Origin of the sequence: Pseudomonas agronomica (assembly GCF_025917275.1) — a bacterium.
Lineage (GTDB): Bacteria > Pseudomonadota > Gammaproteobacteria > Pseudomonadales > Pseudomonadaceae > Aquipseudomonas > Aquipseudomonas agronomica.
Map to the genome: position 1 here is coordinate 1 of NZ_JAOSHO010000032.1, position 25,439 is coordinate 25,439.

Consider the following 25,439-nt stretch of genomic DNA (forward strand, 5'->3'; position numbering starts at 1 on the left):
TGGCCGGGCGCAGCGAGGATTACCGTGAAGGGGTCAGCGCCTTCATGGAAAAACGCAGCCCAAATTTCAAGGGGTGCTGAGCGATGACTGCATTAAGCACCCACGCGCGCATCGCGGTGATCGGCGCCGGGGCCATGGGCGCCGGCATTGCCCAGGTCGCGGCACAGGCCGGTCACTCAGTGCTGTTGCTGGACAATCGTCCAGGGGCCGCCGCACAGGCCATCGAAGGCATCGACCGCCAACTGGGCAAACGCGTCGAGAACGGCAAGCTGTCCGCCGAATCTCGCAACGCGACCGTTGCGCGCCTGCACGCCGCGCAAACCATCGAAGCCCTGGCCGATTGCGCACTGATCATCGAAGCCATCGTCGAGAACCTTGAGGTCAAGCGCGACCTGTTCCGCCAGTTGGAAGACATCTGCGACGAACAGTGCGTCCTGGCCAGCAACACCTCGTCGCTGTCGATTACGAGCATCGCCGCACAACTGCGTCACCCACAACGCCTGCTCGGCCTGCACTTCTTCAACCCAGCGCCGGTCATGGCGCTGGTGGAAATCGTCTCGGGCCTTGCCAGCGATCCGGCCCTGGCGGCCTGCCTCTACGACACCGCCCGAGCCTGGGGTAAAAAACCGGTGCACACCCGGTCAACACCGGGTTTCATCGTCAACCGAGTGGCCCGGCCGTTCTACGCCGAAAGCCTGCGCCTGGTGCAGGAGCACGCAGCGGATTGCCCGACCCTGGATGCCTTGCTGCGCGAGGCAGGCGGCTTTGCCATGGGCGCGTTCGAACTGACCGACCTGATCGGTCACGACGTCAACTATGCCGTGACCTGTTCGGTATTCGACGCCTATTACGGCGACACGCGCTTCCTGCCGTCGTTGATCCAGAAAGAACTGGTGGACGCCGGACGCCTGGGCCGCAAAAGCGGCCAGGGATTCTATAGCTACGCCGAAGGTGCGCAGCGACCGCAACCAACATCGCTCGACAGCGAACGCACCGTCACTTCGTGTGTGGTCGAAGGCGATCTGGGCATCGCCAACGGGCTGATCCCGCGTCTGCGTGAGCAAGGGGTCGAGGTCGTCCAGCGCGACGGCGCGGGCCTACTGCGGGTGGGCGATGCGGTCCTGGCCCTGAGCGATGGACGCATGGCGTGCCAGCGTGCCAGGGAAGAAGGCCTGCGCAATCTCATCCTGGTGGATCTGGCCGGGGACTACGCCAAGGCCAGCCGCCTGGCCATTGGTTGTGTTGCCGATATCGAACCTGCCGCCCTCGCGGACGGCGTTGCCCTGCTGCAACGGGCTGGGTTTGTCGTCAGCCGGCTCAGCGATAGCCCGGCGCTCGTGGTGTTGCGCACCGTGGCCATGCTCGCCAATGAAGCCGCCGATGCGCTGCTGCAAGGCGTGGCCTCGGCCGCTGACATCGACCTGGCGATGCGCGCCGGGGTCAACTACCCGCAAGGCCCCTTGGCCTGGGCTGACAGTATCGGCCTGACGCACATCCTCAAGGTCCTGGAAAACCTGCAAGCCAGCTACGGCGAGGAGCGCTATCGACCGTCGCTGCTATTGCGCCGTCGTGTCGCCGAAGGGGGGACCTTTCATGACTAATCACGAAGCAATGAACCTGGCAATCGCCTGTGCGCAGGCGATGTTCAAGCGCGACACCGCCAGCCAGGCAATGGGCATGCGCCTGCTCTCCGTGGCGCCAGGCTCTGCCAGCGTGGGCATGAGCGTGCGCGCCGACATGATCCAGGGGCACGGCACCTGCCATGGCGGCTACCTGTTCGCGCTTGCCGACTCGGCTTTCGCGCTTGCATGCAACAGCTACAACGAGGCCACGGTGGCCATCGGTTGCAGCATCGATTACATCGCCCCGGCGCGCCTGGGCGACACCTTGACCGCCCAATGTACCGAGCAAAGCCGCTCCGGTCGCACCGGCAATTACGACGTACGCATTGAAAACCAACTGGGCCAACTGATCGCCCTGTTCCATGGCAAGTCCTACAAAGTGCGCGGCGCAGTGCTGGCGCAGGAGACCCCGAATGAATGATGCCTTGATCATCGATGCAGTGCGAACCCCCATCGGCCGCTACGCCGGAGCGTTGAGCAGTGTGCGCGCCGACGACCTCGGCGCGGTGCCGTTGCGCGAACTCCTGCGCCGCCACCCGCAGGTGGATTGGAACACCGTGGATGATGTGATCTACGGCTGCGCCAACCAGGCCGGCGAAGACAACCGCAACGTCGCGCGCATGTCGGCGTTGTTGGCCGGCTTACCGATCAGCGTACCCGGCACCACCCTGAATCGCTTGTGTGGTTCCGGCCTGGATGCGGTCGGCACCGCCGCCCGGGCGATTCGCAGCGGCGAAGCCGGCTTGATGCTGGTGGGCGGCGTCGAATCGATGTCGCGCGCGCCGCTGGTGATGGGCAAGGCCGAACAGGCGTTTTCCCGTGAGGCGCAGGTCTACGACACCACCATTGGCTGGCGCTTCATCAACCCGCTGATGCAAAAAACCTACGGCATCGACTCCATGCCGGAGACGGCCGAGAACGTCGCCGAGCAATTCAATATTTCCCGCGCCGACCAGGACGCGTTCGCGCTGCGTAGCCAGCAACGGGCCGGCGCCGCCCAGGCTCGCGGCCGCTTTGCCAAGGAAATCGTCGCGGTAGAAATCCCCCAGCGCAAAGGCCCGGCCAAAGTCGTCGAACATGACGAGCATCCACGCGGCGACACCACGCTGGAGCAATTGCAGAAACTCGGCACACCCTTTCGCGAAGGAGGCAGCATCACCGCCGGCAATGCATCCGGCGTCAATGACGGCGCCTGCGCGTTGCTGCTGGCCAGCCCGCTGGTCGCCAAACGCCACGGCCTCAAGGCGCGCGGCCGGGTCGTCGCCATGGCCACTGCCGGCGTCGAACCACGCATCATGGGCATCGGCCCGGTGCCAGCCACTCGCAAAGTACTGGAACTGGCCAACCTGAGCCTCGCCGACATGGACGTGATCGAACTCAACGAAGCCTTCGCCGCACAGGGCCTGGCGGTGCTGCGCGAGCTCGGCCTGGGCGATGCCGATCCGCGGGTCAATCCTAACGGTGGCGCAATTGCCCTCGGTCATCCATTGGGCATGAGCGGCGCACGGCTGGTCACCACAGCCCTTCACGAACTGGAAGAACGTCAGGGGCGCTATGCCTTGTGCACCATGTGCATCGGTGTTGGCCAGGGCATCGCGCTGATCATCGAGCGCCTGTCCGTCTGAACAATCGCAACGCCCGAGGGGCCCAGGAGTATCCTCGGGGCATGCACTCAAAGCCCTGGCGCAACAGGGCGCGAACACAACAATAATTCGAGTGAAGATATGAACATGCCAATTGCCAAAGCCGTGCTTGATCCCGTGCTCGACCCGCTGGAAACCGCCAGCGTAGACGAACTGCGCCAGCATCAACTGGAGCGTCTGCGCTGGAGCCTCAACCACGCCTACAACAACGTGCCGCTGTACCGCCAGCGTTTCGACGCGCTGGGCGTCCACCCCGACGACATCAAAACGCTGGACGACCTGGCGAAGTTTCCATTCACCACCAAGACCGACCTGCGCGACAACTACCCCTACGGCATGTTCGCCGTGCCAATGCAGGACGTGGTGCGCCTGCACGCGTCCAGCGGCACCACCGGCAAACCGACCGTCGTGGGCTACACGCAGAACGACATCGATACCTGGGCCAACGTCGTCGCCCGCTCGATCCGCGCAGCCGGGGGGCGCCGTGGCGACAAAGTGCATATTTCCTATGGCTACGGCCTGTTCACCGGTGGCCTGGGCGCGCACTACGGCGCCGAACGCCTGGGTTGCACAGTCATTCCGATGTCCGGTGGCCAGACCGAAAAACAAGTGCAATTGATCAAGGATTTCCAGCCGGACATCATCATGGTCACGCCGTCCTACATGCTCAATATCGCCGACGAAATAGAGCGCCAGGGCATTGACCCGCACAAACTGGCCTTGCGCCTGGGCATTTTCGGCGCCGAGCCTTGGACGGGCGAACTGCGCAGCGCCATTGAAAACCGCCTGGGTATCACCGCCCTCGACATCTACGGTCTCTCGGAAATCATGGGGCCGGGCGTTGCCATGGAATGCGCCGAAACCAAGGACGGCCCGACGATCTGGGAAGACCACTTCTACCCGGAAATCATCGACCCGATCACAGGCCTGGTCTTGCCGGACGGTCAAATGGGCGAACTGGTGTTTACCTCCCTGAGCAAGGAAGCCTTGCCGATGATCCGCTACCGCACCCGCGACCTGACGCGCTTGCTGCCAGGCACCGCGCGGCAGATGCGGCGGATCGACAAGATCACTGGGCGCAGCGATGACATGCTGATCATTCGCGGGGTCAACGTGTTTCCGACACAGATCGAAGAGCAGGTATTGAAAATAAGACAGCTTTCAGAATGCTATGAGATACATCTGTATCGCAACGGTAACCTGGACAGCGTGGACGTACATGTCGAGTTGAGGGCTGAGCATCAGCAACTGAGCGACGACCAGCAAAAAGCCATTTGCGGCGAGTTGAGTCGGCACATCAAGACGTACATCGGGATCAGCTCGCGCATCGTGCTGCAGCCGCTGCACTCCCTCAAACGTTCTGAAGGCAAGGCCTGCCACGTGATGGACAAGCGCCCTAAAGCATGACTGCTGCCCCCTTTTCAGCCCCGCCTTCGCGGGGCTTTTTTTTGGCTGATACGCCTGCCATCCGTGAAGACTTGATCGAGGACGAGCGCTGCGATCCCTTGTCGAAACACCCTCTGCAAGCCCTCAAAAAGACGAAAGCGATACAAAAAATCATATGACACGGTATTTTTTGTTTGATTATAGTTTTCGTATCACTTATAAAGTTCTCCATGCCCTCGATATGATTCAAGGCGGGAGACCTCCATGTACGCACAGCTCGTAGAAACCGGCGTAAAGCGCATCAAAGACCTCTCGGAAATGTCCGAGCAGGAACGCGCCTTCCAGGAAAAAATCGATTCGGAAATCAAGATCGAAGCAAAAAACTGGATGCCCGATGCCTATCGCCAGACCCTGATCCGGCAGATTTCCCAGCACGCCCACTCCGAAATCGTCGGCATGCTGCCCGAAGGCAACTGGGTCACCCGCGCGCCATCGCTCAAACGCAAACTGCAGTTGATGGCCAAGATCCAGGACGAAGCCGGTCACGGCCTTTATCTCTACAGCGCCATGGAGACCCTCGGCGCCGACCGCGACGAAGAAATCGCCAAGCTGCACAGTGGCAAGGCCAAGTACTCAAGCATCTTCAACTACCCGACCTTGAACTGGGCCGACATGGGCGCCGTGGGCTGGCTGGTGGACGGCGCCGCGATCGTCAACCAGGTCGTGTTGCAGCGCACCTCGTACGGTCCCTATTCCCGGGCCATGGTGCGTATCTGCAAAGAGGAAAGTTTCCACCAGCGCCAGGGCTACGAAATCCTCCTGACGATGATGCGCCACGGCAATCAGGCGCAAAAAAACATGGTCCAGGACGCGATCAATCGCCTGTGGTGGCCGTCACTGATGATGTTCGGCCCAAGCGACGAACACTCGCCGAACAGCGCCCAGTCCATGGCCTGGAAAATCAAGCGCCAGAGCAACGACGAACTGCGCCAGCGTTTCATCGACCAGACCATCCCGCAGTTGGAACTGCTCGGCTGCACCTGCCCCGACCCGGACCTGAAATGGAACGCCGAGCGCGGTCACTACGACTTCGGCGAAATCCAGTGGAGCGAGTTCTACGAAGTGCTCAAGGGCAACGGCCCCTGCAACCAGGAACGCGTCGCCACCCGCCGCAAAGCCATGGAAGACGGGGCCTGGGTTCGCGAAGCCGCGGTTGCCCACGCTCGCAAGAAACAGAACAAGAACGCCGCCTGATCGGCCACCTGATGTGGAGTCACTGCAATGTCTGAATGGACCCTTTTCGAAGTTTTCGTGCGCAGCAAGCACGGCCTTAACCACAAGCATGTCGGCAGCGTACATGCCGCCGACACCACGATGGCCATCGAGAATGCGCGCGAGCTGTACACCCGCCGCAGTGAAGGCGTGAGCCTGTGGGTCGTGCCTTCAGCACTGATCACCGCCTCGTCTCCCGATGAAAAAGATCCCCTGTTCGATCCAGCGGACGACAAGGTTTACCGACACGCCAGCTTCTATGAATTGCCGGCCGAAGTCGGGCACATGTGAGGTGGACCATGAGCAACCGGACTGATCTGATCGAATACCTGCTGCGCCTCGGCGACAGCGCTCTCATCCAAGGCCAGCGCCTGTGCCAATGGTGCGGCAAGGCCCCGGCGCTGGAAGAAGAACTGGCGCTGATGAACGTTGGCCTCGACCTCGTCGGCCAGGCCCGCAACTGGCTGGAATACGCCGCCGAGCTGCTGGACGACGGCCGCGATGCCGATCACCTGGCATTCCGTCGCGATGAGCGGGCCTATCGCAACCTGCTGCTGGTGGAACAACCCAACGGCGATTACGCGGTGACCATTCTCAAGCAATTTCTCTACGACGCCTGGCACCTGCAAGTGCTCAGCGGCCTGAGCCAGTCCAGCGACGAACGCATCGCCGGGATCGCCGCTAAAGCAGCCAAGGAAGTCACCTACCATCTGCGTCGTTCCAGCGAATGGGTCGAGCGCCTGGGTGACGGCACCGAGGAAAGCCACACGCGCATGCTCGCGGCGATTCCCGAGGTGTGGCGCTTTACCGTCGAGCTGACCAGTGCCGATGACAGCGAGCAACGCCTGTGCGAGGCCGGTGTCACGCCGGACGCCGCACAAGTCGCCGCTGCGTGGCAAGCCAAGGTCAACGCGACTTTCGCCAGTGCCACCCTGCCCGTGCCCGCCGCGCCGAGTTATTTCTATTTGAATGCGCGCCAGGGCCTGCACACCGAACACCTGGGCATTTTGCTCGCCGAGATGCAGTCCCTGCCCCGAGCGTACCCCGATGCAACCTGGTGAGCTGATCGCCAGCGACCAGGGCGCGCGGCCGGCACAACCGAGCGACCTGACCACCGCGTGGGCGACCCTGGCGCAGGTCATGGACCCGGAGGTGCCAGTGGTCAGCGTGGTGGACCTGGGCATTGTTCGCGATCTCGACTGGCAAGGCGGGCATTTGCACGTGGTGGTCACGCCGACCTACTCCGGCTGCCCCGCCACCGAAGTGATCGAAAGCGACATCCGCGATGCGCTGGAACTGGCCGGGTTCAAGGCTCCGCAGTTGGAGCGCAAATTGACCCCGGCCTGGACCACCGACTGGATCACCCACCTGGGCCGCGAACGCTTGCGCGCCTATGGCATCGCACCACCGGACGGCAGTTCCAGCAAACGCAGCCTGCTTGGCGAGAGCCCGGTTATCGCCTGCCCGCAATGCGGCAGCACGCACACCGAAGTGCTCAGCGAGTTTGGCTCCACCGCGTGCAAGGCGCTGTACCGCTGCTGCGATTGCCGGGAACCGTTCGATTATTTCAAGTGCATCTGAGCGGCGATCGGCCGTCCAGCTGGAGAATAAAAATGAGTAAATTTCACAGCCTGACCATCAAGGACGTGCGTGCCGAGACTCGTGACGCGGTGTCCATCGCCTTCGAGATTCCACAGCACCTGCAGGACAGTTTCCACTTCACCCAGGGCCAGCACCTGGTGATGCGCACATTGATGGATGGCGAAGAGGTCCGCCGTTCGTATTCGATCTGCACCGGCGTCAACGACGGTGAGCTGCGTGTCGCCATCAAACGGGTGGCGGGCGGGCGTTTCTCAGCGTTTGCCAATGAGCAATTGAAGGCCGGACACCGCCTGGAAGTGATGCCCCCAGCCGGGCATTTTCACGTCGAACTGGATCCCGCTCGCCATGGCAACTACCTGGCCGTGGCAGCGGGCAGCGGCATCACGCCGATCCTCTCGATCATCAAGACCACCCTGCAAACCGAACCCCACAGCCGTGTCACCTTGCTGTACGGCAACCGCTCCAGCTCCGGCGCGCTGTTTCGCGAGCAATTGGAAGACCTGAAAAACCGCTACCTGCAACGCCTGAACCTGATCTTCGTGTTCAGCCGCGAACAGCAGGACGTCGATCTGTACAACGGCCGGATCAATGCCGGGAAATGCGAACAGCTTTTCTCCCGCTGGCTCGACGTCAAAGCCCTCGACGCAGCGTTTATCTGCGGCCCGCAGGAAATGACCGAAACCGTACGCGACAGCCTGAAAGCCAAAGGCATGACGCCGGAACGCATTCACTTCGAACTGTTCGCCGCGGCAGGCAGCCAGCAGAAACGCCAAGCGCGGGAAGCAGCGCGTCAGGTCGACGCCGCCGTGAGTCAGATCACCGTCATCAGCGACGGCCGCGCCCTCGCCTTCGATCTGCCGCGCAACAGCCAGAGCATCCTTGATGCCGGCAATGCCCAGGGCGCCGAACTGCCGTATTCGTGCAAGGCGGGCGTGTGCTCGACCTGCAAATGCAAGGTCGTCGAAGGCGAAGTGGAAATGGACAGCAACCATGCCCTGGAAGACTACGAAGTGGCCGCCGGTTACGTGCTGTCGTGCCAGGCGTTTCCGATCAGCGACAAAGTCGTCCTGGATTTCGATCAGCTCTAGACGCAACGCAAAAACCTGTGGGAGCGAGCCTGCTCGCGATAGCGGTGGGTCAGCCTCCAGTGATGCTGGATGGGCTGCCTTCATCGCGAGCAGGCTCGCTCCCGCAGGGGGCCAGTGATCGACCGGAATACACCGTTTCACCCCACAACAAAAACAACAACACGAGAGCGCGTGCCATGACACCCAAAGACGTAGAACTCATCCACCAACACCCCGACTTCATCCAGTTGGTCCGCCGCAAACAGAACCTCTACTGGTCGCTGTCATTGATCATGTTGGTGATTTATTTCGGCTTCGTCCTGCTGGTGGCCTTCTCCCCGGCCACCCTCGGCCAGTCCCTGAGTGGCGGCGTGACATCCGTGGGCATGCTGGTGGGCGTGGTGATTGTGATCCTGGCGTTTGGATTGACCGGTTTCTATGTCTATCGCGCCAACCACGTGATCGATCCGCTGAACGAAAAACTCAAGCAGGAGTGCGTCAGATGAGCCGTCTCATCGCGTTGTTCCTGCTGCCGCTGGCCGTGATCAGCGACTTGGCCGTCGCCGCCGAAGGTGCCTCTCGCTCATTGAATTGGAACGCCATTGGCATGTTCCTGGTGTTCGTGCTGTTCACCCTCGGCGTGACGCGCTGGGCCGCCTTGCGCACCCGTTCCGCCAGCGATTTCTACACCGCCGGCGGCGGCATGACCGGTTTCCAGAACGGTTTGGCGATTGCCGGCGACATGATCTCCGCAGCGTCCTTCCTCGGCATTTCGGCGATGATGTTTCTCAACGGCTACGACGGCCTGCTCTACGCCCTCGGCGTGTTGGCGGGCTGGCCGATCATTCTGTTCCTGATCGCCGAGCGCCTGCGCAACCTGGGCAAATATACGTTCGCCGACGTGGTCTCCTACCGCCTCGAACAGACCCCGGTGCGCCTGACCTCGGCGTTCGGCACCTTGACCGTCGCGTTGATGTACCTGGTGGCGCAAATGGTTGGCGCCGGCAAGCTGATCGAACTGCTGTTCGGTATCGACTACCTCTATGCCGTGATGCTGGTCGGCGTGCTGATGGTGTTCTACGTAACCTTCGGCGGCATGCTCGCCACCACCTGGGTACAAATCATCAAGGCCGTGATGCTGCTATTCGGCACCACTTTCATGGCGTTCATGGTGCTCAAGCATTTCGGCTTCAGCACCGAGGCGATGTTTGCCGGTGCCACTGCCGTGCATGCCAAGGGCTCCGCGATCATGGCGCCCGGCGGGTTGTTGTCGAACCCGATCGATGCGATTTCCCTCGGGCTGGGCATGATGTTCGGCACCGCCGGCCTGCCGCATATCCTGATGCGTTTCTTCACGGTCAACGACGCCAAGGAAGCGCGTAAAAGCGTGTTCTACGCCACCGGCTTCATCGGCTACTTCTACCTGCTGCTGATCATCGTCGGCTTCGGCGCCATCGTCATGGTTGGCACTGACCCGACGTTCCGCGATGCCAGCGGCGCGATCATCGGCGGCGGCAACATGATCGCCGTACACCTGGCGCAAGCCGTGGGCGGCAATCTGTTCCTTGGCTTCATTTCAGCAGTGGCGTTCGCCACCATCCTGGCGGTGGTCGCCGGCCTCGCGCTATCGGGCGCGTCGGCGGTGTCCCACGACCTGTATGCCTGTGTGATACGCAAGGGCCAGGCCACCGAGCAGCAGGAAATCCGCGTATCGCGCATCGCCACGCTGTGCATCGGCGTGCTGGCGATCATCCTCGGCTTGCTGTTCGAATCGCAAAATATTGCCTTCCTCTCCGGGCTGGTGCTGGCCATCGCCGCGTCGGTGAATTTCCCGGTGCTGTTCCTTTCGATGTACTGGAAAGGCCTGACCACCCGCGGCGCGGTCCTGGGCAGCCTGTCCGGCCTGGTCTCGGCGATTGTGCTGCTGGTGCTGAGCCCGGTGGTGTGGGTCAACGTGCTGCATCACGACAAGGCACTGTTCCCTTATTCAAACCCTGCGCTGTTTTCCATGAGCCTGGCGTTCTTCAGTGCCTGGCTGTTTTCCGTCACCGACGCCTCGCCCCGCGCGGCCCTTGAACGCGGCCGTTACCTGGCGCAATTCATCCGCTCGATGACCGGCATCGGTGCCTCTGGCGCCAGCAAGCACTGATCAGGCAGGGAATAACAATAATGAAACCCGCACGTACCGTACCTTACGAAACATTGCTTTCTCTGGCCGCCGCGTTGGGCCTGCCCATGGTCGCCCCCAGCGCCATGGCCGATTTTATCGACGACAGCAAGGCGCGCATCGAAATGCGCAACCACTACATCAACCGCGATTTTCGCCAGGACAACGCGCCACAATCCAAGGCTGAAGAATGGGCTCAGGGCTTTACCGCACGCATCGAGTCCGGTTTCACCGACGGCACCGTCGGCTTCGGTCTCGATGCGCTGGGTGAACTGGGGCTGAAACTCGACTCCAGCCCGGAACGTCGTGGCACCGGGTTGCTGCCCTTTGGCCCGAACAGCCACGAGCCGGCGGACGAGTTCAGCGAATTGGGGCTGACCGGCAAGCTGCGGGTATCGAAAAGCGTGTTGAAGCTCGGCACCCTGCAACCCTTGCTGCCGGTGGTCACCTACAACGACACGCGTCTGTTGGGTTCGACCTTTGAGGGCGGGTTGCTGACCAGCCAGGAGATCACCGGCCTGACCGTGAACACCGGGCGCCTCACCAAGGCGAACCTGCGGGATTCCTCCAGCAACGATGACATTGGTTACGGCGCTGCCAGCAGCGACCACTTTGACTTCGCTGGCGGCAGCTACGCATTCAGTCCACAACTGAACCTCAGCTACTACTACGGCAAGCTCGAGCAAATCTATCGCCAGCAGTTCGTCGGGTTGGTGCACACCCAGCCGCTGGGCAATGGCTTCAACCTGCGCAGTGACCTGCGCTATTTCGACAGCCGGGGCGACGGCGCCGAACGGGCCGGGCGTATCGACAACCGTAACTTCAACGGCATGTTCACCGTGTCCCACGGTGCCCACAAAATCAGCGCCACGTATCAGCAGTTGTCCGGCGCCAGTGCCTTTCCGTTCCTCAACGGCGGCGATCCGTACGTAGTCAACCTGGTGACCTACAACACGTACACCCGCGCCGAAGAGGACTCCTGGCAGCTGCGTTATGACTATGACTTCGCCGCGCAAGGTATTCCCGGCCTGACCTTCATGACGCGCTACACCGATGGTCGCCACGTCAAGGCCGGTAGCGTCGACAACGGCCGCGAGCAAGAACGCGACACGGACATCAGCTACGTCATCCAGAGCGGTCCGTTCAAGGACGTCAGCCTGCGCTGGCGCAACGTCACCTTCCGCTCCGGCAATGGTTTGAGCACCGACCTCGATGAAAACCGCCTGATCGTCGGTTACACCGTGGCGCTTTGGTAACCCCTGCAAAGGCGCGGTCACGGCCGCGCCAGACATTTTCTTAACCCGGAGGAATCGTGATGCCTCACGCCCCTACCCTGCAAAGTTTCATCGCCGGTCGCTGGATCGGCCAACACGGTGCCCAGGTGCTGCGCAGCGCCATCGACGGCCATGAGATTGCGCGCACCCACGAAGAGCGCCCGGACTTCGCCGAAGCCGTCGAGCACGGTCGTCGCCAAGGTATCAGTGGGTTGATGGTGCTGGATTTCCAGCAACGCGCCCAGCGTCTCAAGGCCTTGGCCTTGTACCTGAGCGAACGCAAGGAACAGCTCTACGCGATCTCCCACCACAGCGGCGCCACCCGTGCCGACAGTTGGATCGACATCGAAGGCGGCAACAGCACGCTGTTCACCTATGCCAGCCTCGGCTCGCGGGAACTGCCGTCGGGCAACATCGTTCATGAAGGCCCGGCGATGCAGTTGAGCAAGCTGGGCAGCTTCGCTGGCACGCATATCCTGGTGCCTCGTGGCGGTTTGGCGGTGCATATCAACGCCTTCAACTTCCCGATCTGGGGCATGTTGGAAAAATTCGCGCCGAGCTTTCTCGCTGGCATGCCGTGCATCGTCAAACCGGCCAGCGCCACCAGTTACCTGACCGAAGCCGTGGTACGGCTGATGGACGAATCCGGTTTGCTGCCGGCGGGCAGTCTGCAACTCGTCATCGGCAGCACCGGTGATCTGCTCGACCGCCTGCAAGGCCAGGACGTGGTGACCTTTACCGGCTCGGCCGACACCGCGGCCAAACTGCGGGTCAATCCGAACCTGATCCGCCATTCGGTGCCGTTCAACGCCGAAGCCGACTCGCTGAACTGCGCGATCCTCGCCCCGGACGTCACCCCGGACGATGAAGAGTTCGAACTGTTCATCAAGGAAGTCGCCCGGGAAATGACCACCAAGGCCGGGCAGAAATGCACCGCCATCCGCCGCGCGATTGTGCCGGCCAGGCACATCGATGCGGTCGCCAGCCGTTTGCGCGACCGGCTGAAAAAGGTCGTGGTCGGCGACCCGTCGGTGGAAGGCGTGCGCATGGGGGCGCTGGCCTCTCACGATCAGCAGAAAGACGTCGCCGAACGCCTGGAAAGCCTGTTGCAAAGCAGCGACATGCTGTTCGGCGCCCGCGATGGTTTCGAACCGCGTGGCGCAAACGTCAGCCAGGGTGCGTTTTTTGCGCCAACCCTGCTGCAGGCCCGTGACCCGCACGCCGAAGGTGGCGCTCACGACATCGAAGCGTTTGGCCCGGTCAGCACGCTGATGGCTTACGACGATCTGGACGAAGCATTGGTCTTGGCCGCTCGCGGCAAGGGCAGTCTGGTTGCCAGTTTCATCACCAAGGATGCGCAGATCGCGGCCAAGGCGATTCCGGTCGCCGCCGCTTGGCACGGCCGCTTGCTGGTACTGGATCGCGAATCCGCCGCAGAATCCACCGGCCACGGCTCGCCCCTGCCGCAACTCAAACATGGTGGCCCGGGGCGAGCCGGCGGCGGTGAAGAACTCGGCGGCCTGCGCGCGGTGAAACACTACCTGCAACGGGCGGCGGTACAAGGCTCGCCGACCATGCTCGCAGCGGTTACCGGCGAATATGTGCGCGGTGCGAACGTCATTGAAACCGAAGTGCATCCGTTCCGCCGCTACCTCCAGGACCTTCAGATCGGCGAGTCACTCCTGACTCACCGGCGCACCGTGACGGAGGCGGACCTGGTCAATTTCGGCTGCCTTTCCGGCGACCACTTCTACATGCACTTCGACGAAATCGCCGCCAAGGAATCGCAATTCGGCAAACGCATCGCCCATGGCTATTTCGTGTTGTCGGCCGCCGCCGGTCTGTTCGTGTCCGCGGCACCTGGGCCGGTCCTCGCCAACTACGGCCTCGATACCCTGCGCTTCATCAATCCGGTCGGCATCGGCGACACCATCCAGGCGCGCCTGACCTGCAAGCGAAAAATCGACCAGGGCAAAAAGAGCCCCCAAGGCATCCCGCAGGGCGTGGTGGCGTGGGATGTGGAAGTCACCAACCAGCTCGGTGAACTGGTGGCCAGTTACGACATCCTTACCCTGGTTGTGAAACGCCAATAGCAAACCTCATCTGGATACATCAGCGCTTGCATCCGTCTTGATACCCGCCCTGCCGAGCGGGTATCAAGCGGCTTAAATCAAAATTTCCCGCCCCAGCAGAGCCTGCCGTCACGCGCCTGATTTCAGCATCTATCACCCGTGCACAGGCTCATCTCGGCATCAGCCACTGGCCGGTCTTTTTTACAATGGGCCCATCGTTCGCACCTACGAGGCCCTGATCATGTTGAAAAACCAGCTGCGCGACCCTTCCTTGCTTGTCGAACGCGCCTATGTCAACGGCGCCTGGATCGAGGCCGACGACGGCGCGACGATCGACGTGACCAACCCCGCCGACGGCAGCGTGGTCGCCCGGGTCCCGGCATTGCAGGCCGCTGAAACCCGCCGCGCGATCGAGGCCGCGCAAGCGCGCTTCAGTGCCTGGCGCGAATTGGCTGCCGCTGAACGCGCGCGCTACCTGGAGGCATGGTTCAGCCTGATCCTGGAAAACCAGGAAGACCTGGCGCTGATCATGACCACCGAACAAGGTAAACCGTTGGCCGAATCCCGCGGCGAAATCGCCTACGGCGCCAGTTTCGTCAAGTGGTTCGCCGAAGAGGCCCGGCGCGTCTATGGCGACACGATTCCTTCGCCTACCGCCGATCGGCGCATTCTGGTGCTCAAGCAACCCATCGGCGTCGTCGCGGCCATCACGCCCTGGAACTTCCCGAACGCGATGATTACCCGCAAATGCGCCCCAGCCTTGGCGGCGGGTTGCGCGGTATTGGTCAAGCCATCGGAAATGACCCCGCTGTCGGCCCTGGCGCTGGCGGTGCTGGCTGAGCGCGCGGGCATTCCGGCCGGCGTGTTCAACGTCCTGACCGGCCTGCCTGCCGGGGTCGGCGGCGAAATGACCGCCAACCCCGACGTGCGCAAGCTGTCGTTTACCGGTTCCACCCGGATCGGCCAGTTGCTGATGAGCCAGTGCGCCGCCACCATCAAGCGCCTGAGCCTGGAGCTGGGTGGCAACGCGCCGTTCATTGTCTTCGACGACGCCGACCTTGACCTGGCCATCGCCGGTGTCATGCAAAGCAAGTTCCGCAACGCCGGCCAAACCTGCGTCTGCGCCAACCGCATTCTGGTGCAGGACGGCATCTATGACCGCTTCGCCGAACGCTTGAGCGCTGCCGTTGCCGAGTTGAAAGTCGGCGACGGCCAGCAAAGCGGTGTCACCATCGGGCCGCTGATCAACGCCGCCGCCGTGGACAAGGTGACACGGCACATCAACGACGCCTTGGCGAAAGGCGCCAGCATCGCCATCGGCGGCGCTCCCCAAGGCGACGGGCTCTATGTACAGCCGACCGTACTGCGCGATGCCAATGCCGACATGCTGCTGGCCACGGAAGAAACCTTCGGCCCGGTGGCGCCGCTGTTCCGCTTCAAGGACGAGGACGAGGCGCTGGCCCTGGCCAATGCGACGCCCTACGGCCTCGGCGCCTATTACTTCACCCAGGACATGCGCCGCGCCTGGCGCGTGGGTGAGCGCCTGGAGTTCGGCATGGTCGGGCTCAATACCGGAATCATCTCCATGGAGGTCGCGCCCTTCGGCGGCATGAAACAATCGGGCACCGGTCGCGAAGGCTCCAAGTATGGGCTGGACGAGTTTCTCGAGGTCAAGGCGTGGCACATCGGCGGCCTGGGCTGATGGATACGGGTCTGCTGCATACACTGGCAATCAGTCCACATCAATGAGGAGTCGGATCCATGAGCAAAGCCCAGTACAAGATCGCAGTGATCCCCGGCGATGGGATCGGCAAGGAAGTCATGCCCGAAGGCGTGCGCGTACTCGACGCGGTGGCGGCCAAACACGACTTGGCGCTGCAATGGGACTGGTTCGATTTCGCCAGCGCCGATTACTACCTGGCCCACAGCAAAATGATGCCCGACGACTGGTTCGAGATTCTCAAGGGCTATGACGCGATCTACTTCGGCGCGGTGGGCTGGCCAGATGTCGTCCCTGATCACATTTCCCTGTGGGATTCGCTGCTGAAGTTCCGTCGCGAGTTCGACCAGTACGTCAACCTGCGCCCCTGCCGCCTGATGCCGGGCGTGAAGGCTCCGCTGGCCAATCGCAAGCCCGGCGACATCGACTTCTGGGTCGTGCGCGAAAACACCGAAGGTGAATATTCCAGCGTCGGCGGCAAGATGTTCCCCGGCACCGAACGGGAAATCGTGTTGCAGGAGACCGTCATGACCCGCGTCGGCGTCGACCGTATTCTCAAGTTCGCCTACGACCTGGCCCAGCGTCGCCCGAAGAAACACCTCACCTCCGCCACCAAATCCAACGGCATCGCAATCACCATGCCGTACTGGGACGAGCGCGTCGTCGAGATGGGCAAGCAATTTCCAGACGTGAAGGTCGACAAGTACCACATCGACATTCTCACCGCGAACTTCGTCTTGCATCCCGACTGGTTCGACGTCGTCGTCGCCAGCAACCTGTTCGGCGACATCCTTTCCGACCTCGGCCCCGCCTGCACCGGCACCATCGGTATCGCGCCGTCAGCCAACATCAACCCCGAACGCAACTTCCCGAGCCTGTTCGAGCCCGTGCACGGCTCGGCACCGGACATCGCCGGGAAAGGCATCGCCAACCCGATCGGACAAATCTGGTGCGGCGCGATGATGCTCGAACACCTGGGCCACCCGCAGGCGGGCGCCGCAGTGCTGGCCGCCATCGAAACGGTCCTGGCGATGGGACCAGAGAATGCGCCATTGACCGCTGACATCGGTGGCAGCGGCAACACCGAAGCCTTGGGCAAGGCCATCGCCGCTGCGGTCTGAGGCGGCAGATAACGCGCAACCTCCCGTTCACGGCACGTGTTACGGGGGATTTGCGCGTGTGGCTTTTGCATTGAGTACCGTGCACTACACTCTCGACAATCCGGGTACTTCCATATTTATCTTTCGCCAGAAGGCTTCAGCGAAGCTGTAAACCGAGAAAGCAATCAATCCGAAGGCCATCACCATCAAAACCAACCATCCAGCGGGTAAACCCTGGAGCGCGTCAAGGGCTTCCTTCATACCGGGTGGATCCATGGCTTGATAGGCAGAGCCGCTAACGGCCAACAGCAATGCAATCTCTATAAAGACGACGCCCCGTGCAATCAGGCCAAACCGAGACACCGGGCGGACGTACCGCATGAGCTCTTCGTCGGCCTCGAAATACTTTTCAAACGATGCCTTCCACCCCTTGATAATGTGAGCGATTCCAACGCCAAGTGGAATAAGAGCAACCAGATACACCAATAAGTTGGAATGCTGCCAAGATAATAGATGTGCCAGCCAATCTTTGGTTTGCTCCCCTGAATTGCCCGAGCTACCAATGCCGCTTACAAGTAGGCCTAACGCAAAAAATGCCAGAGCACCATTGACCAAACCTCCCGCAAACAGACCGGTGCGAATGATCAGGCCCTTGAGATTTTTACCGTGATGGTCGACATCACGCGTAGCTTGCAGAACACGCCATGCCGCAAATGCGAGCAGGCCCGCCACGACGACGCCCACTAAAAAATCGCCAAACGGCTGGCCTAACAAGGCTTCCAGGCTTCTCTGGCTGTCTTTCGGCTTTGTTGAATCTTGTGCCGCAAGCAACGCGAAGATGCCAATGATGAGGTAAATCACTCCTCGAGCGGCGTACCCCCCGCGTGCAAGGACAATAAGGCTATGGTGCGCTGACATTGGCTGCTTTCCCGAAAGTAATACAGGAACAGACTCGTCTGGCTGGAAGGGGTTCTATCGTTATGTTCCGCTGGCCGATCTCTGCCGGTCGTGAGGGGTAGCATACGGTCCCCTTCTCGTTTCAAGAATCATTCGAACTACTGCGACTGCGCATTAAGTTGCCGCTTCCAAAACCGCGGCTACACTCGACCTTGCTGGCCAAGAAGGATCGACGGCAGCCGTGGGTTTTCGTTGGTCCCGTTGAACTATCTATCTTCGAGACAAGGAGCAGTCATGACTTCGCTAGACTCACTTCAGCAAAGACAAATCAACCTGACCCACGCGTACGTGGTGAACAATGCGGCGCTGTCTTCGCCGGATTGGAAAAACATGAAGAACCCTTCGCCGAGCCAGGTCAAAGACAACATTCTTACTCGCCTTAATGGCTCCAAGGTTGGCGGCGGCTATGGCGTAGCCTGGGGGCCCGCCCTGGTCCCGGATGGCGAGCATGTGGCTCACATTACGGTGGTGCTCATCGGCGGGCAGAACGAAAACGACATCGTCGTGGTGACGAGTGGGACCCTTGCCGATTCCATCAAGGATCAGATAGATGATCTTGATATTTCTCCAATGGTGCCGCTGCAGAACATCATCAAGAATTGCCCGGTACCGGCTCACGTGGCGCAGGGGACTGCAGACGGTGTAAACGCGATATTGGGTCAGGAATCGAAAATCGGTGATTAAACGGGGACAGACCACGATTATGAGACGGTCCGATTACAGATGAGTCCAAATCGTGGCCTGTCCCGGTTTCCCAAGGTGGCAATTCTCTACAACGGGCGAATTAGATTCAAATCATTTCGTGTTGCTGGACTGAGCAAAACAACCCACCTGCATTGCCAAAACACCCCTCTCCTACAGCCATCGCCTACAACGTCCATCTAGCTACGCATCCTTGCGCCTTTGCCTACAACTACGCCAGAATCCGCCCGCTTGTGCGCCTTGTCCCGGGGCTCTATTGTCTTCCTGCCACTGCCCCATCAGTGGTCGGGTTTAGTAGCCCGAGGTAATCGAAGTTGTACAAGCGCGTCTCAAACAGGGTCCTACCCTGTTCTTGATGGTGGCTGTACGCAGGGCGCTCAGGCGCGCCGGCTTCTTTGGTTCCCCGGTCTACTAACCTGCGTACAGCTGCCACCCCTTTGTTTAGTAGCTTCGGGGTGTCGGCACCACATTGGGAACCGAAGCTTATGTTCAAAATTACCCCGAATCCGCCAGAAGCAGATTCCATTTCCAAATCCGCAAAATCCAAAGCCAAGCAGCACGACGAAACCACCAAGCGCGTGCTCGATCACTACTTGCTACCGAAACCGGATAAACCCAAAGACGCCCCCAAACCGGGGCAGCTATTCAACGTCGTGAAAGGCCTCGATAACTAATGTTTGCTTGCCAACCTCACTGAGACGTTGGCTTCGGCTGATGCGATGGTGAGTGATCTGGCGTTTGATCTGGATGGGGCACGGCGTCATGTGGCGCTGGGGATTCAGCAGTTGATTGAGTTGAGTTCGTTGTTGGCGAATCGGGTGTTGGATAACGTGGAGCCGCGGCAGTAGGATTTATTCCTAAACGAGAAAACCCGACGTTTTGCGTCGGGTTTTGATTTTCGATCCGTAGGAGTAGGCGAATAACTCTAAATTGCTTTCAAATTTTTCTTCTGCACTTCATCACCTTCCTAGCGGTAGGCCACAAACGCCCAGAAGCGGTCCACTCGGCGTTTCGCAGTTGGAAGTGTAAAATTCGTGGCCTTACCCTCCCAAAGGACTGACCCGTGATTACATGCCATGTCAGGTATGCCATTGACCCATACCAACTTCCGGCGTTCGAGAGCTATTCCCGCCAGTGGATCGGCGTTGTGACCCGCATGGGGGGCCAGCATCACGGCTACTTCCTACCGGCTGAAGGTGCCAACAACATTGCTTACTGTCTGTTCAGCTTTGCCAACCTCGCTGAGTACGAGCGCTATCGCAAAGAAAGCGAGCTGGACGAGGAATGCATTAGATTGGTGGCGGAGGCTACCCAGCAAAGATTCATCTTGAGCTACGAACGCACGTTTCTGCGCCCCGTTTTTTGATTTTGGTTAATTAACCTTTCGGTCGTTGGTCAATGACGCAAGCGCCACCTCGCGTCCACCGGAACAAACTCATGATTAGGCTGTTACCGAAGAATGAGCTCCAAGAGCTTTCCCTGAAAGCTGAAGCAGACGGTTTGGCGCTGAGTGATATTGCCGCCACGTGTGTGAAATTTGATGTTGCCCCACAAGATGTGCTGAACGAGCTGTCCATCGCGATTGCGGAAGGCTATCTACAGGGGACTTTGAATTATGACTTTTGCGACGGCGTCATGAACGGGATCATCAACGCTGTGGTTGAAGTGGGCATGACCAATGACATGCCTCAGCCCGCTTTCTCCCTTTACCAAGCGTTCGACCAAGGTGAGTGGATCCGCAAAAGCGATCCGCCGGAGACCGACCCCAGTGAGAAATATGTGAAGCCGATCGTCCTCGAAATAATGCAAACCCTCGATACAGCATCAAGCAGGCGTCCATATGAACTTTGAAAAACCCGAAGCGCTGAGAGTCCAGCAACGATGCGATGCGCTCGACGATCACGACTTCCGAATGCAAAATTCCTTTTTCCTTTTTCCTTTTTCCTTTTTCCTTTTTCCTTTTTCCTTTTTCCTTTTCTCTTTTTCGTCTGCTTCCCTGCTCGCTAATGCAGAGATTTTGCCGTTGGCCGGATAGCAGAGCTATCTTCAATAAAATCAGACAAAAACGGTCAGTCAAAAAACTCCATACCTGCATACGGCTGGCGCCGGCATTGCTCAAGCCTTGAGGCTAGGCTGCCTACATGCACCTCCAGGCGATGCCCATCGGGATCCGAAAAATAGAACGAGTTGCCTTCGCTCGAGTTGGATTTCCACTCAATTACGTTACGAAGCCGCAAGTAAGCGGCGACTTCTTCAAAGTCGTCCTGCCCCACCGAAAACGCACAGTGGGTGTAATCAGGCTTTTTTTCCGCCACGCGGCTCTCATCGACAGACAGACAAAGCCAGAGGTCACCGAGGGAAAGATAAGCTCCCGTCTCCCAGCGGGCAGCCAATCTAAAGCCGGGAAGAGCCACATAAAACTCAATACTGAGAGAGAGGTTCGCCACCGCCAACGTCAGATGATTCAAGCCAGTCAACATGAGCATCTATCCAGAACCAGTCCATGAGAACGGTCGAGGATAACAATATCGACTTTTTCGACACAATCGGTCGATTTTTGCCTATTGAGAAGAAACGTGAAGAAACGGGGACAGACCACGATTTGGAGTCATAATCGTGGTCTGTCCCCGGTTTCCGTTCACTCGCTTCATAAAGTGGCAACCCGACTGAGCCGTGTCTATTGTCTTTGGCGACATATCGTTTTCGGAGGCATGGACATGAGTCACAGCATTTCGCCCGCCGCTTCAGCCGAGCGGAACACAGGCATGGTCGCCACGACCTTATGGGGCTCGGACACCGTCGCAGGTATCGCGGTCGATCCCGACGGTAATATCTGGCTCGGCGCTTATAGTCGCCTGGGACTGGGTGGCGAAGAGGATTCAGGCTTCACCGGCAGTCTGGTCCGGTTTGATGCCGACGGTCGCCTGGACCGCAACTACAGTGGAGACGGTAAGTCGCTGCTGCCTGTGTCGCTCGATATCGAGGACGGCGGTAATGGCGCGGTGCAGCCGGGAGGGGGTTATCTTGCGGCGCAGTATGTGAAAGTAGGCGATGCCTGGGTGTCGGGCATAAGCCGTACCTTGGCTGACGGCAGCGTCGATACGAGCTTCGGGAACGGCGGCACCGCGACAGTGCCCTTCTACTGGAATGACGATCTTGGCCAGCAAGCGTCATTCTCGGTGCAACGCGACGGCAGCTTTTTCGCAAGCGCCGCGTATCCCTCCGGGGAAATCTACATCGCCCGCTTCGACGCGACGGGGACCCTGGTCTCGTCTTTCGCGGAGGCTGGGGTCCTGCACTTGCCAGCGTCCGTCGGCATCCACCCCAGCGGCACGATTGACGTTTCGCTGCAGGGAGACGGCAAGGTATTGGTCACCGGGCAAGACACCCTGACCCGCCTCAACCCGGACGGCACCCTGGATAACAGTTTTGCGAATGGGGGCAGCCTGGTCCTGGATGTTCATGCAGACGCGCTCGTCATACAGGATGACGGCAAAATCCTGCTGGCGGGCGCCTCGGGCGGCGTGGCGAGCGTCATTCGACTCAACGCCGACGGCTCGCTCGACACCGATTTTGGTGATCAGGGCCAGGTGCGTTGGGGCTCGCAAAGCGCTCCCTTTGCTGTCGCCGACATGGTCGTGCAGGCCGATGGCAAGCTATTGATTGGCGGAAGCCAAGGCACGAGCGCGGACGGTTATCTGGCCGCCTTGGTTCAGTTGAACCCCGACGGCAGCCTGGACCACAGCTTCGGTAATCCCGACGACGGCTATCACCACCTTGACGGCGCCAGCGAGGATGACTTCTTGCTAGGTACCGCTTCGTTCGACGATGCAATCTTTGGTGGGGCCGGTAACGATCTGCTCGATGGACAGCAAGGTCGCGACCTGCTGACGGGCGGTGCCGGAGCCGATACCTTCCGCTACGAGTCAGTCACCGACAGCTACCGAACCGCAACCACGGCCCATAGCGACCGAATTACCGACTTCAACCCCGGCACCGATACGCTCGACCTCTCCTCCCTGGGCTTCCTCGGGCTGGGCAATGGACATGACGGAACCCTGGCGATACGCGTCAATGAAAGTGGGACGCGGACCTACCTCAAGAGTTTCGAGGCCAATGCGGATGGAGAACGCTTCGAAGTGGTCTTCGACGGAAACCTGGGCCAAGCGCTGGATGAAACCAACATCCTGTTCCAGCAAGCCAGGTTGATGGGCACCGAAGGGGCTGATCAATTACAAGGCAACGCTCGTGGCGAAATCATCGAAGGGTTCGCGAGCGACGATCGTCTTTTTGGGGCGCTAGGGAACGATGTATTGGTTGGCGGCGAAGGCCGGGACTTATTAACGGGTGGCGGCAACGACGATGTGTTCCGCTTCGACGCACTGAGCGACAGTTACCGTACCGCCACCGAAAACCACACCGATCGCCTGATGGACTATACCGCCGGTGAAGACACGATCGATGTGTCCGCCCTGGGCTTTACCCGACTGGGAAATGGCTACAACGGCACGTTGGACGTGGTTTTCAATGAAGCCAAGGACCTGACGTACTTGAAGAGCTACGAAGCCGACGCTGCCGGGGCCCGATTCGAGTTGAGCCTGGTTGGGGATCACTCCGGTTACCGTAACTTGGACATCACCTTCGCGCCCTCGGAAGAAGAAGTATTTCAATTGGTCGGCGTGGCTGACTTCCAGGTTTAGCGCGGCCAACAAACGAGAAAGGAGCAAAAACCCAACAGTCCGAGCAAGGTCGCCAGAGAGAGGCACGTCAAAAAGCAGCAGAGTTGAACCGTCGAAACGACTGACAACCACTGCTTGGAGACCTGACATGACTCAATTCAATCCAACCCCTGATGAAGTTGCAGGCAAAGTAGCCCTGGTGACCGGTGCGGCCAGTGGCATTGGTAAAGCCATTACCGAGCTGCTCCATGCGCGCGGTGCCAAAGTAATCGCCGAGGACATCGACCCGTCTGTAAACGACCTGGAGCGAGACGGCATTGTGCCCTTCGTCGCGGACATCACCCTGGATGGCTCCGCTGAAAAAGCCGTCGCCCTGGCCGTCGGGACGTTCGGCAAGCTGGACGTGCTGGTCAATAACGCTGGCCGAATCCTCTACAAACCGATCGTGGAAATGACGCGCGAAGACTGGACGTGGCAGATGGAAACCAACATCACCGGCGCGTTCCTGCATTCTCGCGAAGCGATGAAGGCAATGATGAAAAACAAATCCGGGGCGATCGTGAACATCGCCTCCTACGCCTCGTATTTTGCGTTCCCCGGCATCGCCGCCTACACCGCTTCCAAAGGCGCCCTCGCCCAACTGACGCGCACCCAGGCGCTTGAAGCAATCGAGCACGGCATCCGGGTAAACGCCATTGGCGTCGGTGACGTGGTGACCAACCTGCTGAACCACTTCATGGACGACGGCCGCGGCTTCCTGGAGGAACACGGTAAATCGGCACCCATCGGCCGGGCGGCGGCGCCAGAGGAAATTGCCGAAATCGTCTCCTTCCTCGCCTCCGAACGCGCCAGCTTCATCGTCGGCTCGGTGGTCATGGCTGACGGCGGCATGAGCATTCCCGTGGGCTGATGCTTGCTTTGATCCGTGCGGTGCGGCGTTGTCCGCACCGCGTTTTTTTGGGAACCGCGATGACGAACTCATCGGCAAAGGGCTCACTTGCGATAGTGGCTCGGCGTCACGCCCACCTGGCGCTTGAAGACTTGGGAAAAATGGCTTGGGCTGCTGTACCCCACGTCCAGGCCGATATCGATAATGCTGCGATCCGTCTCCAACAGAAGCTGCCGGGCACGGGCCATTCTCAGTCGGATGAAAAACTGCGAAGGCGAGTGCCCGGTAGCTTTCTTGAACAGCCGGCTGAAGTGAAATTCGCTCATGTCAGCGGCTTCGGCCAGCGCCCGCAAGCTGAACTCCTTTTGCAGATTGCCTTCCATGTCCGCCAACACGCGTCGCAATTTATAAGCCGGCAAGGCATTGCGGCGGGCGATATCGTCCGCCGAATCGTCCAGATACTCACGGGCGAGGTGAACGGCCAGGCACTGCGCCAGTCCTTGCAGAAAGAGTGCGCTGCCCCCGTGGCGAGTGGTCAGTTCCGTGCGGAACTGTTCCAGCAGCACGGACAGTACATCGTCACGACCACCCGACACCTCGCGCAAGCGGACAGCACCAGGGCCATCGAGCGTCTCCTGAATGGCTTTCTCCAACAACGCGATGCCCAGGTAGATATGCATCACGACAAAAGCGTCTGCGCCAGAAACATTCCAGCGCATTTCGTAGGGCTCAGCCGATGTGGTCAAAAAGAAATCGCCCTGGGACACGACGCTGGTTTGCCACTCGCCACCCAGGGTCCGTTCCTGCACCGCCGCGGTGCCTGACATGATCCATACCAGCAAGGGCTCAGCGACGGCTGGGACGATAACGCTTTCCTCCTGGCGCTCGCGGTTGAATATCTGCACCAACACGTCGCGGCCGGCCAATTCATCCGAAGTCGCCAGGCACTCGCCGCGAATGTAAGCCTCCAGCCCACGGGGCGAGGTTCGTTCTATTGGCTTCATGCTCATCAACCTCCCTTATCGATCCCCCGTCAGCGCCCCTGATGTTGAAAAATTTTTCTAGGCGACACCTTTCATACGCCAATACACCGTTGCCGCCATCACCAGCACGACAATCACGACCACGAGCCCCTGGTGTTGCAGCGTGTGCCAAGGCAGCCGCCCGACCCGAAGTTTGACGGCGCGCCATGCTCGGGCCCAAATGGAAACCTTACCGCCGCTCAGCGCTTGATTCGTGAAGTACAGGATGCCGAGGCACACCGCGACCGAGCTTCCCCAACGCAGC

The 25,439-nt window shown here is 60.3% G+C and carries 24 protein-coding genes and 1 pseudogene; 21 read left to right on the forward strand and 4 right to left on the reverse strand.

Annotation, left to right across the window (positions count from 1 at the left end):
* Window positions 1-83 precede the first annotated feature (83 nt).
* The 15 genes from paaH (at window position 84) to OC610_RS05060 (ending at window position 16,946) form a co-directional block, all read left to right on the forward strand.
* A complete protein-coding gene (paaH, locus tag OC610_RS04990; protein WP_264426811.1) occupies window positions 84-1,601 on the forward strand; it encodes a 3-hydroxyacyl-CoA dehydrogenase PaaH in 1,518 nt (505 codons plus the stop codon).
* Entirely contained in the window at window positions 1,594-2,043 is a 450-nt protein-coding gene (paaI, locus tag OC610_RS04995) for a hydroxyphenylacetyl-CoA thioesterase PaaI (RefSeq protein WP_264426812.1), read from the forward strand. The genes paaH and paaI overlap by 8 nt, the downstream gene beginning before the upstream one ends.
* The gene (gene pcaF, locus OC610_RS05000) at window positions 2,036-3,247 is read left to right on the forward strand and encodes a 3-oxoadipyl-CoA thiolase (RefSeq protein ID WP_264426813.1); all 1,212 of its coding nucleotides are present in this window, start codon (window positions 2,036-2,038) and stop codon (window positions 3,245-3,247) included. Before paaI ends, pcaF begins: the two co-directional genes overlap by 8 nt.
* Window positions 3,248-3,346: 99 nt before the next feature.
* On the forward strand, window positions 3,347-4,672 hold the full coding sequence (gene paaK, locus OC610_RS05005) for a phenylacetate--CoA ligase PaaK (protein WP_264426814.1): 1,326 nt from the start codon (window positions 3,347-3,349) through the stop codon (window positions 4,670-4,672).
* A 243-nt stretch (window positions 4,673-4,915) separates the two neighbouring features.
* On the forward strand, window positions 4,916-5,905 hold the full coding sequence (gene paaA, locus OC610_RS05010) for a 1,2-phenylacetyl-CoA epoxidase subunit PaaA (protein ID WP_264426815.1): 990 nt from the start codon (window positions 4,916-4,918) through the stop codon (window positions 5,903-5,905).
* 27 nt (window positions 5,906-5,932) lie between these two features.
* Window positions 5,933-6,214 (forward strand): 1,2-phenylacetyl-CoA epoxidase subunit PaaB, encoded by a 282-nt coding sequence (paaB, locus tag OC610_RS05015; protein ID WP_003208899.1) that lies wholly within the window; start codon window positions 5,933-5,935, stop codon window positions 6,212-6,214.
* A gap of 8 nt (window positions 6,215-6,222) precedes the next feature.
* Window positions 6,223-6,984: a 1,2-phenylacetyl-CoA epoxidase subunit PaaC gene (paaC, locus tag OC610_RS05020; protein WP_264426817.1), complete on the forward strand. Its 762-nt coding sequence runs from the start codon at window positions 6,223-6,225 to the stop codon at window positions 6,982-6,984.
* Complete coding sequence (paaD, locus tag OC610_RS05025) at window positions 6,971-7,504, forward strand: 1,2-phenylacetyl-CoA epoxidase subunit PaaD (RefSeq protein ID WP_264426819.1); 534 nt, start codon at window positions 6,971-6,973, stop codon at window positions 7,502-7,504. The genes paaC and paaD overlap by 14 nt, the downstream gene beginning before the upstream one ends.
* 32 nt (window positions 7,505-7,536) lie before the next feature.
* Window positions 7,537-8,613 carry a 1,2-phenylacetyl-CoA epoxidase subunit PaaE gene (gene paaE, locus OC610_RS05030; RefSeq protein ID WP_264426820.1) on the forward strand — a complete coding sequence of 359 codons (1,077 nt, stop codon included), beginning with the start codon at window positions 7,537-7,539 and terminating at the stop codon, window positions 8,611-8,613.
* 176 nt (window positions 8,614-8,789) lie between these two features.
* On the forward strand, window positions 8,790-9,098 hold the full coding sequence (locus OC610_RS05035; protein WP_264426822.1) for a DUF485 domain-containing protein: 309 nt from the start codon (window positions 8,790-8,792) through the stop codon (window positions 9,096-9,098).
* Window positions 9,095-10,741, forward strand: a complete 1,647-nt coding sequence (locus tag OC610_RS05040) for a cation acetate symporter (protein WP_264426823.1) — start codon at window positions 9,095-9,097, stop codon at window positions 10,739-10,741. Before OC610_RS05035 ends, OC610_RS05040 begins: the two co-directional genes overlap by 4 nt.
* Before the next feature lie 20 nt (window positions 10,742-10,761).
* A complete protein-coding gene (locus tag OC610_RS05045; RefSeq protein ID WP_264426825.1) occupies window positions 10,762-12,015 on the forward strand; it encodes an OprD family porin in 1,254 nt (417 codons plus the stop codon).
* A gap of 59 nt (window positions 12,016-12,074) precedes the next feature.
* Entirely contained in the window at window positions 12,075-14,126 is a 2,052-nt protein-coding gene (gene paaZ / locus OC610_RS05050; RefSeq protein WP_264426826.1) for a phenylacetic acid degradation bifunctional protein PaaZ, read from the forward strand.
* A 220-nt stretch (window positions 14,127-14,346) separates the two neighbouring features.
* Window positions 14,347-15,807 (forward strand): NAD-dependent succinate-semialdehyde dehydrogenase, encoded by a 1,461-nt coding sequence (locus OC610_RS05055; RefSeq protein ID WP_264426827.1) that lies wholly within the window; start codon window positions 14,347-14,349, stop codon window positions 15,805-15,807.
* A gap of 59 nt (window positions 15,808-15,866) precedes the next feature.
* Window positions 15,867-16,946 carry a tartrate dehydrogenase gene (locus tag OC610_RS05060; protein ID WP_264426828.1) on the forward strand — a complete coding sequence of 360 codons (1,080 nt, stop codon included), beginning with the start codon at window positions 15,867-15,869 and terminating at the stop codon, window positions 16,944-16,946.
* 84 nt (window positions 16,947-17,030) lie between these two features.
* Here OC610_RS05060 and OC610_RS05065 read toward each other — a convergent pair whose 3' ends face one another.
* Window positions 17,031-17,843: a DUF1206 domain-containing protein gene (locus OC610_RS05065; protein ID WP_264426829.1), complete on the reverse strand. Its 813-nt coding sequence runs from the start codon at window positions 17,841-17,843 to the stop codon at window positions 17,031-17,033.
* Between the two features lie 273 nt (window positions 17,844-18,116).
* Between OC610_RS05065 and OC610_RS05070 the strand changes: the two genes are divergently transcribed.
* The 4 genes and pseudogenes from OC610_RS05070 (at window position 18,117) to OC610_RS05085 (ending at window position 20,435) form a co-directional block, all read left to right on the forward strand.
* Entirely contained in the window at window positions 18,117-18,566 is a 450-nt protein-coding gene (locus OC610_RS05070; protein ID WP_264426830.1) for a hypothetical protein, read from the forward strand.
* Between the two features lie 503 nt (window positions 18,567-19,069).
* Window positions 19,070-19,432, forward strand: a pseudogene (locus tag OC610_RS05075) (DUF6124 family protein).
* 215 nt (window positions 19,433-19,647) lie between these two features.
* Complete coding sequence (locus tag OC610_RS05080) at window positions 19,648-19,950, forward strand: NIPSNAP family protein (RefSeq protein ID WP_264426831.1); 303 nt, start codon at window positions 19,648-19,650, stop codon at window positions 19,948-19,950.
* 71 nt (window positions 19,951-20,021) lie between these two features.
* The gene (locus OC610_RS05085) at window positions 20,022-20,435 is read left to right on the forward strand and encodes a hypothetical protein (protein WP_264426832.1); all 414 of its coding nucleotides are present in this window, start codon (window positions 20,022-20,024) and stop codon (window positions 20,433-20,435) included.
* A 218-nt stretch (window positions 20,436-20,653) separates the two neighbouring features.
* Here OC610_RS05085 and fos read toward each other — a convergent pair whose 3' ends face one another.
* Entirely contained in the window at window positions 20,654-21,064 is a 411-nt protein-coding gene (fos, locus tag OC610_RS05090) for a fosfomycin resistance glutathione transferase (protein ID WP_264426833.1), read from the reverse strand.
* A 237-nt stretch (window positions 21,065-21,301) separates the two neighbouring features.
* Here fos and OC610_RS05095 point away from each other — a divergent pair, with 237 nt between their 5' ends.
* Together OC610_RS05095 and OC610_RS05100 are read left to right on the forward strand one after the other, a co-directional pair.
* Window positions 21,302-23,284, forward strand: a complete 1,983-nt coding sequence (locus OC610_RS05095) for a M10 family metallopeptidase C-terminal domain-containing protein (protein ID WP_264426834.1) — start codon at window positions 21,302-21,304, stop codon at window positions 23,282-23,284.
* Window positions 23,285-23,411: 127 nt separating this feature from the next.
* Window positions 23,412-24,173 carry an SDR family NAD(P)-dependent oxidoreductase gene (locus OC610_RS05100; RefSeq protein WP_264426835.1) on the forward strand — a complete coding sequence of 254 codons (762 nt, stop codon included), beginning with the start codon at window positions 23,412-23,414 and terminating at the stop codon, window positions 24,171-24,173.
* A gap of 83 nt (window positions 24,174-24,256) precedes the next feature.
* Here the strand turns inward: OC610_RS05100 and OC610_RS05105 are convergent, their stop codons facing one another.
* Entirely contained in the window at window positions 24,257-25,156 is a 900-nt protein-coding gene (locus tag OC610_RS05105; protein WP_264426836.1) for a helix-turn-helix domain-containing protein, read from the reverse strand.
* Between the two features lie 57 nt (window positions 25,157-25,213).
* The coding region (locus OC610_RS05110; protein ID WP_264426837.1) for a hypothetical protein at window positions 25,214-25,439 on the reverse strand (226 nt) is incomplete at its 5' end.